At 65.8% G+C, this 12,266-nt stretch carries 11 protein-coding genes; 10 read left to right on the top strand and 1 reads right to left on the bottom strand.

Annotated features, from left to right (window positions below; genetic code table 11):
• Positions 1–17: 17 nt before the first annotated feature.
• The 4 genes from LWH48_RS00550 to LWH48_RS00535 are packed head-to-tail and all read left to right on the top strand — an operon-like array spanning position 18 to position 4,444.
• Entirely contained in the window at positions 18–866 is an 849-nt protein-coding gene (locus LWH48_RS00550) for a TatD family hydrolase (RefSeq protein WP_232910864.1), read from the top strand.
• A gap of 10 nt (positions 867–876) precedes the next feature.
• The gene (locus LWH48_RS00545; RefSeq protein WP_232910863.1) at positions 877–1,437 is read left to right on the top strand and encodes a DUF1285 domain-containing protein; all 561 of its coding nucleotides are present in this window, start codon (positions 877–879) and stop codon (positions 1,435–1,437) included.
• Positions 1,428–3,623 (top strand): ATP-dependent helicase, encoded by a 2,196-nt coding sequence (locus tag LWH48_RS00540; RefSeq protein ID WP_232910862.1) that lies wholly within the window; start codon positions 1,428–1,430, stop codon positions 3,621–3,623. The genes LWH48_RS00545 and LWH48_RS00540 overlap by 10 nt, the downstream gene beginning before the upstream one ends.
• Positions 3,620–4,444: a sulfurtransferase gene (locus LWH48_RS00535; RefSeq protein WP_232910861.1), complete on the top strand. Its 825-nt coding sequence runs from the start codon at positions 3,620–3,622 to the stop codon at positions 4,442–4,444. Before LWH48_RS00540 ends, LWH48_RS00535 begins: the two co-directional genes overlap by 4 nt.
• Positions 4,445–4,561: 117 nt before the next feature.
• Here the strand turns inward: LWH48_RS00535 and LWH48_RS00530 are convergent, their stop codons facing one another.
• Complete coding sequence (locus LWH48_RS00530; RefSeq protein ID WP_232910860.1) at positions 4,562–6,229, bottom strand: electron transfer flavoprotein-ubiquinone oxidoreductase; 1,668 nt, start codon at positions 6,227–6,229, stop codon at positions 4,562–4,564.
• Between the two features lie 379 nt (positions 6,230–6,608).
• Here LWH48_RS00530 and LWH48_RS00525 point away from each other — a divergent pair, with 379 nt between their 5' ends.
• From LWH48_RS00525 to nrdE, 6 genes are all read left to right on the top strand, one after another.
• Positions 6,609–7,373, top strand: a complete 765-nt coding sequence (locus LWH48_RS00525; RefSeq protein WP_232910859.1) for an electron transfer flavoprotein subunit beta/FixA family protein — start codon at positions 6,609–6,611, stop codon at positions 7,371–7,373.
• Positions 7,370–8,296 (top strand): electron transfer flavoprotein subunit alpha/FixB family protein, encoded by a 927-nt coding sequence (locus LWH48_RS00520; protein WP_232910858.1) that lies wholly within the window; start codon positions 7,370–7,372, stop codon positions 8,294–8,296. Before LWH48_RS00525 ends, LWH48_RS00520 begins: the two co-directional genes overlap by 4 nt.
• 321 nt (positions 8,297–8,617) lie before the next feature.
• Positions 8,618–9,229 carry a superoxide dismutase gene (locus LWH48_RS00515; protein WP_232910857.1) on the top strand — a complete coding sequence of 204 codons (612 nt, stop codon included), beginning with the start codon at positions 8,618–8,620 and terminating at the stop codon, positions 9,227–9,229.
• A 228-nt stretch (positions 9,230–9,457) separates the two neighbouring features.
• Complete coding sequence (nrdH, locus tag LWH48_RS00510) at positions 9,458–9,685, top strand: glutaredoxin-like protein NrdH (RefSeq protein ID WP_232910856.1); 228 nt, start codon at positions 9,458–9,460, stop codon at positions 9,683–9,685.
• Positions 9,682–10,113 (top strand): class Ib ribonucleoside-diphosphate reductase assembly flavoprotein NrdI, encoded by a 432-nt coding sequence (gene nrdI, locus LWH48_RS00505; RefSeq protein ID WP_332875597.1) that lies wholly within the window; start codon positions 9,682–9,684, stop codon positions 10,111–10,113. Before nrdH ends, nrdI begins: the two co-directional genes overlap by 4 nt.
• Positions 10,095–12,257: a class 1b ribonucleoside-diphosphate reductase subunit alpha gene (nrdE, locus tag LWH48_RS00500; RefSeq protein WP_269816041.1), complete on the top strand. Its 2,163-nt coding sequence runs from the start codon at positions 10,095–10,097 to the stop codon at positions 12,255–12,257. Before nrdI ends, nrdE begins: the two co-directional genes overlap by 19 nt.
• The last annotated feature ends 9 nt before the right edge of the window (positions 12,258–12,266 follow it).

The raw sequence follows: 12,266 nt of genomic DNA, 5'->3' as shown, positions 1-12,266 counted from the left end.
TCATCCGGATACACCGCATGTTTGTCGACTCCCACTGTCACCTCGACCGCCTCGATCCCGCCACCCACGGCGGAGACCTCACCGCTACCCTGGATGCCGCCCGGGCACGCGGGGTCAAGCAGTTCCTGGCCATCGGCGTCACCCTGGATGAGGTGCCCGGCGTCGCGGCCATCGCCCGTGAACACGATGACGTGGTGATCTCCGCCGGGGTCCACCCGCTGCACCGAGTCGACGAGGAGCCTGACGTGGAGGCGATCAAGGCGGTCGCCGACCGCTTCGGCGCGGTGGCTATCGGCGAGTGCGGGCTGGACTATCATTATCTGAAGAAGGCGCCGGATCAGGTGCCGTCGCGGGAAATCCAGCGCGAGCGTTTTCGTCGCCAGCTGATCGCCGCCAGCGAACTGGAGCTACCGGTGATCATCCATACGCGGGAAGCCCGTGACGAGACGCTGGCGCTGATCCGCGAGCACACCGACCCCGCTGTCGGCGGCGTGCTGCACTGTTTCACCGAGGACCTCGAGATGGCTCGTGAGGCGGTGCGCCACGGCTTCTACATCTCGCTGTCCGGGATCGTGACCTTCCACAGCGCCAAGGCCCTGCGCGAGGTTGCCAGGCAGGTACCCCTGGACCGGCTGCTTATAGAGACCGATAGCCCCTACCTGGCCCCGGTACCCCATCGTGGCAAGCCCAATGAGCCGGCCTGGGTGGTGGAGGTGGCCGAATGCATCGCCGCTGAGCGCGGGATCAGCGTGGAGGAGGTCGCCATGCAGACCACCGCCAACTTCTATCGGCTGTTCCGTGCCGCCGCCCCGGAGGCCAGCGAGGAGATGCGTGGCATCCTGCAGGGTGCCGGGCTGGTCACGTAGGAGGAAGACAATGGACCTGGAGCCGCTGGTGGCCCGGATCGATCCCGAGGGCGAGATTCCTCCGCTGGGGGACTGGCACCCCGAACATGCCGGCGAGATGGACCTGGTGATAGCAGCCGACGGGCGCTGGATCCACGAGGGTACCGTCATGTCACGCCCGCGACTGGTGCGATTGCTTTCCACCATCCTGCGCCGGGAAGCCGACGGTCGCCATGCGCTGGTTACCCCGGTCGAGAAGCAGCTGATACACGTCGAGGATTGCCCCTTCCTGGTCGTCGATGCCGAGCCCGACGCCGACGGCCTGTGGTGGCTGACCACCAATATGGGCGATCGCCTGGCGCTGGATGCCGACCATCCCTTCACCCTCAGCCAGACCCCTGCCGGCGAGTGCGTGCCCGAGGTCCCGGTGCGCTTCGGCCTGGCCGCACGCCTCGGGCGCAACGTTTTCTATCGGCTGGTCGAGGAGGCCGCTTCCTTTACCCTGGATGACGGCCGTGAAGCCCTGGGACTCGAGAGCGGGGGCGTATGGCATCCGCTGGGCCTGGTTGACGGCGAAACTGCGTGCGGCTGACCGATGAACAGCGCGCCGTGGTCGAACATGGCGCCGGGCATGCGCGTGTCGCCGCGGTGGCGGGATCCGGCAAGACCACCACCATGGTGGCGAGGGTGCTGCACCTTCTCGAACGGGGGGTGGCGCCGCAGCGTATCCTGGTGCTGATGTTCAACCGGTCGGCACGCGAGGACTTCCAGGCGCGCCTGGCAGCCATGGCGCCTTCGGGCCAGCGGTTGCCGGATGTGCGCACCTTCCACTCCCTGGGCCACCGACTGAGTGGCAGCCTGACCCGCTGGGGGGCGCTGGCGCCTCGCCAGCTGCTGACCGCAGACTGGCAGCTGGAGCGCCTGCTGCGGCAGGCCACTCAGCTCACCCTGAGCGACCAGGACGCCGAGGCCAGGGAGTCGGCGCTGGATGCCGAGCGGCTCGAGGCACTCGCCCACTTCTGCGCTCTGGTCAAGGCCGAGATGGTTCCCGCCGGCGAGCTCCACGAGCGACTGGATTATGGCGAGGAGACCCGCTACTTTCCGGCCGCCTTCGAGCAGGTCGAGGCGCTGCTGGAGCAGCATGGCCTGATGGGCTATGCCGACCTGCTCTATCGCCCCCTGCGCGCGCTGGAAGCGGATGCCAGCCTGCGCGGTCGCATCCAGGGCTACCTCGATCATGTGATCATCGACGAGTATCAGGACATCAACGTCGCCCAGCAGCGTCTGCTGGCGCTGCTCGCCGGCAAGCATGCCGAAGTGATGGCGGTGGGGGATGCCAACCAGTGCATCTATGAGTGGCGTGGCGCCCATCCTGAGACCATGCTCCAGCGCTTCACCGCCACCTTCGGGGAGGCCGTGGACTATCCGCTCTCCACCACCTTCCGCCACGGCCATGCCCTGGCGCTGGCCGCCAACCATGCCATCGACGCTAATCGCCGGCGCCCCGACCAGCAGTGCCTGGCGGCCCCAGGGAATCCGCTGACCCGGATCGCGGCGGGCCAGGGCAGTCGTGGCCTGCTGGATGGCCTGGCCGCATGGCAACGGGAGGGACGGGCGCTGCATGAGGCCTGTGTGCTGGTGCGCAGCTGGGCCCTCTCCGTGCCGTTGCAACTGGCGCTGCTGCGCGAGGGGATCCCCTTTCGCCTGGCTCGGGAGGACCGCTTCGTCTTTCGTCTGCCCCTGGTCCAGGCGCTGGCCGGCTACCTGCGCCTGGCGCGTGAGCCGGGGCTGCTGCGTGACCCCGCACACCTGGCGCTGCTGTTCAGCCAGCCGACGTCCTTCGTGGCTCGCGAGCGGATCGAGGCGCTGGCCCTGCGTCTGGCCGAGAGCCAGCGCTGGCCGGAGCCCCATGATCCGTTACTGGCCCCCCTGAGACCCCACCAGAAGCGCACCCTCAAGAAGCGCTGGGCGCTGCTCTGTGAGCTGCCGCGGCTGGCGGCCCGTCCCCCGGCCGAGCTGCTCGAGCACGTGGTGGCCGAGGTCGATGCCGAAAAGGTGCTCAAGCGTGCCGCGGCGCGACGCGACAAGGGCGAGGAGGACGTGCGCCTGCTCGACGTGCTCAAGGAGCAGGCCAGCGAACTGGGCAACGATACCGAGGCCTTCGTCGAGCTGCTCAGTCGACCGGTGGAGAACCGTGACGATGGCGTGCTGATCAATACCGTGCACGGTGCCAAGGGGCTGGAGTGGCCCCTGGTGGCCCTTGCCGGCGTCAACGAACAGGACTTTCCCCACTATACCCGTGACAATCCGCTCTCCCCGCAGCGGCTCGAGGAGGAGCGCAGGCTCTTCTATGTGGCGATCACCCGTGCTCGGGAGCGGTTGCTTCTGTTGCATGACGGTGGCGACCACCGTCCCAGCCGCTTCCTCGCTGAGAGTGCCTGGGAGGAGTGTGATCGCCTGGCTCGCCGACTGGACGGCGTGGGTGAAGGGGCACTCGAGGTGTCCCGCCCCGGGCTGGTACGTCACTATCTCGCCAGGCTGGGCGAGGAGCTTCCGCTGGTCGGCAGCGAACCGGGAGTCGCCGAGGGCGGGAGTGACTATCGCACCTTCGACGTGGGGCAGCGCCTGCGCCATGCTGTGTTCGGTGAAGGCGAGATCGACCTGGTGGAGGGGGATCCGGACAATCCGGTGATCGAGGTGCGTTTTCGCCATGCCGGTCGACGGCGGTTGATCGCTCGCCGGGCTCCCATCGAACTGCTCACTGGAGAAAACGCATGAGTCAACCGCTGATTGCCGCCTGGGAACTGGAAGAGGCCCTGGAGGGCGGGCGCCCCCCGCGGCTGCTCGACTGCCGGGCCCGCCTGGGGCAGCCCGACGCTGGCCACGGCCTTTGGTGGAAAGCCCATCTGCCGGGCAGCCACCACCTCGACCTGGATCGCGACCTCGCGGGACCACCGGGGGAGGGCGGGCGACATCCCCTGCCACGCCAGGAGGCATTTACCGCGACGCTCCAGCGGCTGGGAGTGGCGCCGGATGTGCCGGTGGTGGTGTATGACGACATGGGCGGCCAGCTGGCTGCCGCTCGGGCCTGGTGGATGCTGGCCTGCTGGGCCGGTCACCCCGATGTCAGGGTGCTGGACGGAGGCATCCAGGCCTGGCTGGGGCACGGTGGCGAGCTGCGCGAGGGTGATGGCGTGGCGCCGCGTCCCGGCGACTGGTCTCCCGCCTACCGCGACGATGCCTGGATGGGGGCCGATGCGGTCTTCTCCGGACGCGGTCTCAAGCTGGACGCCCGCAGCCGAGAGCGTTTCAGCGGTGAGGCCGAGCCCATCGATCCGGTGGCGGGCCATATCCCGGGGGCGGTATGCCGCCCCAGCGCCGAGAACCTGGGCGCGGACGGGCGCTTCAAGCACCCGCACCGCCTGGCCGAGGAGCTGCCCCAGGCCGATGAGGCAGTGGCCTACTGCGGCTCGGGGGTCACCGCCTGCCACACTATTCTTGCCTATGCCGTGGCGGGCAGGCCGTTGCCTCGCCTCTATCCCGGCTCCTGGAGCGAGTGGATCCGCGACCCGGCGCGCCCGGTGGCGACCGGAGCCTAAGCCTGGCTCAAGCTTGAAGAGCGTCGCTTCGCTCCTGGAAGCTTGAAGCTGGAATAAAAACCGCCTCCGGGGTTTTCCCCGGAGGCGATCTTGTTCAGGCTGTTATCCAGCTTTCCGTTACATATTCGGATAGTTCGGTCCGCCGCCGCCCTCCGGCGCCACCCAGGTGATGTTCTGGGCCGGGTCCTTGATATCGCAGGTCTTGCAGTGCACGCAGTTCTGGAAGTTGATCTGGAACCGTGGCTTGCCGTCGTCCCCCTCGACCACCTCGTAGACCCCGGCCGGGCAGTAGCGTTGGGCCGGCTCGGCGTACTCCGGCAGGTTGTCGCGAATCGGCAACTCCGGGTCGGCCAGCTTCAGATGGCAGGGCTGGTCCTCCTCGTGGTTGGTGTTGGAGAGGAACACCGAGGAGGGCTTGTCGAAGGAGAGCTTGCCGTCTGGCTTCGGGTAATCGATCTTCTCGAATTCGCTGGCCGGCTTCAGTGCGGCATGGTCCGGGGTGGTGTCGTGGACGGTGGGCAACTTGCCGCGCAACAGCTGGTCGGCGAAGTTGTAGGCGCCGCCAAAGACGGTGCCGTACTTGTGGATCGCCGGCCCGAAGCTTGAGCTCTCCTTGAGCTCGGCAAAGGCCCAGCTGGATTCCCACTTCTCGGTGAAGGCGGTCAGTTCCTGACCACCCTCGTCGCCCTTGGCCACTGCCTCGAATACCGCCTCGGCGGCCACCAGGCCGGACTTCATGGCGGTGTGCAGCCCCTTGATCTTGGCGAAGTTGAGGGTGCCGGCGTCGCAGCCGATCAAGAGGCCACCCGGGAAAGTCATCTTCGGCAGGCAGTTCAGCCCGCCCTTGGCGATGGCCCGAGCGCCGTAGGCGACCCGCTTGCCGCCCTCGAGATGTTTCGCCAGCACCGGGTGGTGCTTCATGCGCTGGAATTCGTCGAAGGGCGAGAGCCAGGGATTCTGGTAGGAGAGGTCCATGATCAGGCCTACCACCACCTGCTGGTTGTCACCATGGTAGAGGAACCAGCCGCCGTGGGTGTGCTTGTCCAGGGGCCAGCCGGAGCCATGCAGCACCAGTCCGGGTTCATGCTGCTCGGCGGGCACGTCCCACAGCTCCTTGAGGCCGATGCCGTAGTGCTGCGGGTCCTTGCCCGCGTCGAGGCGATACTCCTCGATCAGGCGCTTGCCAATATGGCCCCGGGCGCCTTCGGCGAACAGGGTGTACCTGGCGCGCAGCTCCATGCCCGGCATATGGCCATCCTTGGGCTGACCGTCGGCGCCCACGCCCATGTCGCCGATCAGGATGCCCTTGACCACGCCCTCCTCGACGATCGCCTCCTGGGCGGCGAAGCCGGGGAAGATTTCCACGCCCAGCCCCTCGGCCTGCTCGGCCAGCCAGCGGCAGAGGTTGCCGGCGCTGATCACGTAGCGGGGCATGTCCCCACCGGTGTTGTGCATGGAGGGGGGCACCAGGGCATTGGGCAGCTTCTGGCCCTTCTCGGCGTCCTTGAGCAGGTAGACCTCGTCGCGACTGGCCGGGGTGGTCAGCGGCGCGCCACGCTCCTCCCAGTCGGGGAACAGCTCCTGCAGGGCGCGGGGCTCGAAGATGGCACCGGAGAGGATATGGGCGCCGACCTCGGAGCCCTTCTCCACCACGCACACGGAGAGCTCCTGTTCCGCCTCGTTCGCCTGCTGCATCAGCCGGCACGCGGCAGCCAGGCCCGAGGGCCCGGCGCCGACGATGACCACATCGAATTCCATGGATTCGCGTTCGACTTGTTCTTCCATCTGTTCTCTCCTGACTGCCGGCTCGAAGGTGCGGTTCATGCCACCAATGTCGAATCAATTTAAAACGGTCGTTTGCTTCTAGCCTGTCCCCATGATAGGCATAATAGGTCAACAAGGTCACCCCCTGCGATCGCGCAATCTTGGTGTCATGCCGGCCAGAGATCCGGGGAGGGGCGATATTGGGATTGTTGCCATGCGCAAGGGTATGGCACATTGAGACAGTTTTTTCGATGTGGCGCCTATCAAACGCTTGCATGAAACATATAAGAGCATGCCACGCCGTTCTATGCGGCTGTTCCAGGAAGGTGCGGTCGGCAGTGGCAGTACCGCACCATTGGATTTGTGATGGTTCAACTTCCGAGAACCAAGCGAGGAAATCATGAAAGTACTCGTCGCGGTCAAACGCGTCATCGACTACAACGTCAAGATCCGCGTCAAGCCGGATAACTCCGACGTCGATCTCACCAACGTCAAGATGGCCATGAACCCCTTCTGCGAGATCGCCGTGGAAGAGGCGGTTCGCCTGAAGGAAAAGGGTGTGGCCACCGAGATCGTCGCCGTCACCGTCGGTCCCAAGGCCGCCCAGGAGCAGCTGCGTACTGCGCTGGCGCTGGGCGCCGACCGTGCCATTCATGTCGAGACCGACGAGCGCGTCGAGTCGCTGGGCGCGGCCAAGGCGCTGGCCAAGCTGGTGGAAGAGGAACAGCCGGGTCTGGTGATCCTCGGCAAGCAGGCCATCGACACCGACAACAACCAGACCGGCCAGATGCTCGCCGCCCTGACCGGCCTGCCCCAGGGCACCTTCGCCTCCGCCGTGAATATCAGCGGAGACGGGGGGGATGGAAAGATACAGGTGACCCGTGAGATCGACGGCGGCCTGCAGACCGTCGAGCTTTCCCTGCCGGCCATCGTCACCACCGACCTGCGCCTCAACGAGCCGCGCTACGCCAAGCTGCCCGACATCATGAAGGCCAAGAAGAAGCCGCTGGACGTCAAGAGCCCGGCAGACCTGGGTATCGAGGTGGCCTCGAAGGTCAAGCTGCTCAAGGTCGAGCCGCCGGCCGAGCGCCAGGGTGGCGTCAAGGTGGGCTCGGTGGACGAGCTGGTCGACAAACTCAAGAACGAGGCGAAGGTGATCTCATGAGCATCCTGGTACTTGCCGAACATCACGACGGCGCCCTGGCCGGCGCCACCGCCCATGTGGTCGCGGCCGCCCAGGCTATCGGCGGCGATATCGACGTGCTGGTGGCCGGTGAGAATGTGGCCGCCATCGCCGAGGCCGCCGCCAAGCTCGACGGCGTCAGCAAGGTGCGCGTGGCCGACAATGCCGCCTATGCCCATCTGCTGGCCGAACCCACCGCGGCGCTGATCGCCGAGCTCGCCGGAGACTACAGCCACGTGCTGGCGGTGGCCTCCACCACCGGCAAGAACGTGCTGCCGCGAGTCGCCGCGCTCAAGGACGTGGCGCAGATCTCCGAGATCATCGCCGTCGAGGCCGCGGATACCTTCAAGCGCCCGATCTACGCCGGTAACGCCATCGCCACGGTGCAGAGCGAGGACGCCCTCAAGGTGATCACCGTGCGCACCACCGGCTTCGATGCCGTGGGCGAGGACGGTTCCGCCAGCGTGGAAGTCGTCGACTTCATCGCTGACAACGCCCAGTCCACCTTCGTCAAGGAAGAGCTGGCCCAGTCCGACCGTCCCGAGCTGGGTGCCGCCAAGGTGGTCATCTCCGGTGGCCGCGGCATGGGCAACGGCGAGAACTTCAAGCTCCTCGACGGCATCGCCGACAAGCTGGGCGCGGCCATCGGTGCCTCGCGCGCCGCGGTGGATGCCGGCTTCGTGCCCAACGACATGCAGGTGGGCCAGACCGGCAAGATCGTCGCCCCGGACCTCTACATCGCCGTGGGCATCTCGGGTGCCATCCAGCACCTGGCCGGCATGAAGGACTCCAAGGTGATCGTGGCCATCAACAAGGACGAGGAGGCGCCGATCTTCCAGGTGGCCGATTACGGGTTGGTGGCGGATCTCTTCGAGGCTCTTCCGGAACTCGAGAGCAAGCTGTAACGACGATCGGGATCTTCCAGGTCGCGCTCTCGACAGTCATCGGGTTGGTGGCGGATCTCTTCGAGGCCCTGCCCGAGTTGGAAAGCAAGCTGTAAGGCATGACCCGATAGGCATGAACGAAAGCCGGTTCCGTCAGGGGCCGGCTTTCTGCTATCTGCGATAGCCCTGCCTTCGTCTGGTCTGCGCTAGACGGATTCGCGCTGCCTGGGGTAGGGTGGCCGAAGGATAAAAAGTGCGTGCGGTGCGGTTGAAATCCCCATGCGGCGACCGCATCTCAATGAGTTGCAGCACAATGAAAGCCACCAAAAGGAGATGATCAACATGGCACATACCCTCCCTGACCTTCCGTATGCCTACGATGCGCTCGAGCCCCACATCGATGCGCTGACCATGGAGATCCACCACTCGCGTCACCACCAGACCTACGTCAACAACCTGAACGCTGCCCTCGAGGGCACCGGCCTGGAAGACGTGCCTGTCGACGAGCTGCTGGCCGATCTGGACAAGGTGCCGGCTGAGAAGCGTCAGGCGGTGATCAACAACGGTGGCGGCCACTCCAACCACTCCATGTTCTGGCAGATGATGTCGCCCAATGGCGGCGGTCAGCCCAAGGGCAAGGTGGCCGAGGCCATCGACAGCGAGCTGGGTGGCTTCGAGGCCTTCAAGGATGCCTTCACCAAGGCCGCTCTGGGTCGCTTCGGCAGCGGCTGGGCGTGGCTCAGTGTCACCCCGCAGAAGACGCTGGTGGTGGAGAACTCCCTCAACCAGGATAGCCCGCTCTCCAACGGCAACACCCCGGTGCTGGGTCTGGACGTGTGGGAGCACGCCTACTACCTCAAGTTCCAGAACAAGCGCCCGGACTACATCGCCGAGTTCTTCAACGTGATCAACTGGGACGAGGTCGAGCGTCGCTACCAGGCGGCCACCGCCTGATCGACCGACTTCCGGTCTCACCATGCAGCGCCGCGGCCCCTGGGCCGCGGCGCTGTTTTTATATTTGGCTCTTGCCCCTTTCTCCTGCCGCTTGGCTGCAGCCACTTGTGCCTCGTTTCTTTCTATACCACTACATATGGTATTTCAAGAGTGACGAATTCTATATATGGTGTATCCTTGCCCCTGTAGACGCCATATATAGTTTTCCTGCCAACAGGGAGTGTCACCATGGAGATCGAGGTCTATACCCGTCCCGCCTGCCCCCAGTGCACCGCCACCTGCCGCACCCTGGAGCGTCAGGGCATCGCCTACCGCCTGATCGACCTGGAGCGTGACCCGAAGGCCCGCGAGCGCGTGATGTCCCTGGGCCATCGCCAGCTGCCGGTGGTGATTGCCGGCTCCGAGCACTGGTCCGGCTTCCGTCCGGATCGCCTCGGCCACCTGGCCCGGGCGTGAGTGTGGCGGCCGTCTCGGCGCTGCCACCGGAGCTGATCTACTTCTCGACCCGCTCCGGCAACACTCACCGCTTCGTGGAGCGTCTCGGTCTGCCGGCCCGGCGCATCCCCCTCGAGCGGGGTGCGCCGACGCTCGAGGCGACGTCCCCCTTCATCCTGGTCACGCCCACCTACGGTGGGGGCGAGGTGAGGGGGGCGGTGCCGGCCCCGGTGATCCGTTTCCTCAATGACGACGCTAATCGGGCCCTGCTGCGCGGGGTGATCGCCGCCGGCAATACCAACTTCGGCGCCGCCTACGGGCTGGCCGGCCGCATCATCGCCGAGAAGTGCGGCGTACCGCTGCTGTATCGATTCGAATTGCTGGGCACGGACGAGGACGTGACCCGGGTTCGCAAGGGAGTGAGAGAGTTTTGGACACGACCATCCTGACCCCGCCGCCCCGCCAGGGGGAGGCCGCCGCGCGTGAGCTGGATTACCACGCGCTCAACGCCATGCTCAACCTGTATGGTGCCGACGGACGCCTGCAACTGGAGCGCGACCGCGAGGCGGTGCGCCAGTATTTCCTGCAGCACGTCAACCAGAACACGGTGTTCTTCCATTCGCTGGAGGAGAAGCTCGACTACCTGGTGGAGCAGGAGTATTACGAACCGGAGGTGCTCGCAGCTTATGCTCCCGGCTTCGTCAAGGCGCTTTTCGAGCAGGCCTACGCCTGGAAGTTCCGCTTCCCGAGCTTCCTTGGCGCCTTCAAGTACTACACCAGCTATACGCTGAAGACCTTCGACGGGCGCCGCTACCTGGAGCGTTTCGAGGACCGGGTGTGCATGGTGGCGCTGACCCTGGCCCGCGGTGACGAGGCTCTGGCCCGCTCGCTGGTGGACGAAATCATCGGCGGCCGTTTCCAGCCGGCCACGCCCACCTTCCTCAATGCCGGCAAGCGCCAGCGCGGCGAACTGGTCTCCTGCTTCCTGCTGCGCCTCGAAGACAACATGGAGTCCATCGGTCGGGGCATCAACTCGGCGCTGCAGCTCTCCAAGCGCGGTGGCGGAGTGGCATTGCTGCTCAGCAACATCCGCGAGGCGGGGGCCCCCATCAAGCAGATCGAGAACCAGTCGTCGGGAATCATCCCGATCATGAAGCTGCTCGAGGACGCCTTCTCCTACGCCAACCAGCTGGGCGCCCGCCAGGGGGCGGGCGCGGTCTACCTCAACGCCCACCATCCCGATATCCTGCGTTTCCTCGACACTAAGCGCGAGAATGCCGACGAGAAGGTACGCATCAAGACCCTCTCGCTGGGGGTCACCATCCCCGACATCACCTTCGACCTCGCCCGGCGCAACGCGCCCATGTACCTCTTCTCGCCCTATGACGTGGAGCGTGTCTACGGCGTGCCCTTCGGCGACATCAGCGTCACCGAGAAGTACCACGAGATGGTGGACGACCGGCGCATCCGCAAGACCAGGATCGACACCCGGGCCTTCTTCCAGACCCTGGCCGAGGTGCAGTTCGAGTCGGGCTATCCCTATGTGATGTTCGAGGACAACGTCAATCGCGACAATCCCATCGCCGGCCGGGTCAACATGAGCAACCTCTGCTCGGAGATCCTGCAGGTCAACACGCCCAGCGAGTTCGACGAGGATCTCGGCTACCGCCGCGTGGGAGAGGACATCTCCTGCAACCTTGGCTCATTGAATATCGCCCGGGTCATGGATGGCGGGGATATCGGAGCCAGCGTCGAAGTCGCCGTGCGCGGCCTGACCGCGGTGGCCGAGATGACTGACATCGCCTCGGTGCCTTCGGTGGCTAACGGCAATGCCCGCTCCCGGGCTATCGGCCTGGGTCAGATGAACCTGCATGGCTTCCTGGCTCGGGAGCATATTCACTACGGCTCCGAAGAAGCGCTCGACTTCACCGGCGTCTACTTTGCCTGCGTGGCTTACCATGCACTGCGCGCCTCCAACCGGCTGGCCATGGAGCGCGGCGAGAGCTTCGCCGGCTTCGCGGCCTCCGCCTACGCCAGCGGTGCCTTCTTCGACAAGTACACCGAGCGTGACTGGCGACCGAGCACCGAACGCGCCCGGGCGTTGTTCGAGCGTCTCGGCATCGTGCTGCCCACTCGCGATGACTGGGCGGCCCTCAAGGAGTCGGTGATGGCGCACGGGCTTTACAACCGCTACCTGCAGGCGGTGCCTCCCACCGGATCGATCTCCTACATCAACCACGCCACCTCCAGCATTCATCCAGTGGCCTCGCCCATCGAGATCCGCAAGGAGGGCAAGCTGGGGCGGGTCTACTACCCGGCACCCTACCTGGACGACGACAACCTGGCGTTCTACCGCGACGCCTACGAGATCGGACCCGAGGCGATCATCGACACCTACGCCGCGGCCTCGGAGCACGTCGACCAGGGGTTGTCGCTGACGCTCTTCTTCCCCGATACCGCCACCACCCGGGACATCAACCGTGCCCAGATCTATGCCTGGCGCAAGGGGATCAAGACGCTCTACTACGTACGCCTGCGCCAGAGTGCCCTGGAGGGCACCGAGGTAGAAGGCTGCGTTTCGTGCACACTCTGACGGAGGGAT

Origin of the sequence: Halomonas sp. G15 (genome assembly GCF_021282295.1) — a bacterium.
GTDB lineage: Bacteria > Pseudomonadota > Gammaproteobacteria > Pseudomonadales > Halomonadaceae > Halomonas > Halomonas alimentaria.
This window is presented reverse-complemented; position numbering and strand designations above follow the sequence as displayed.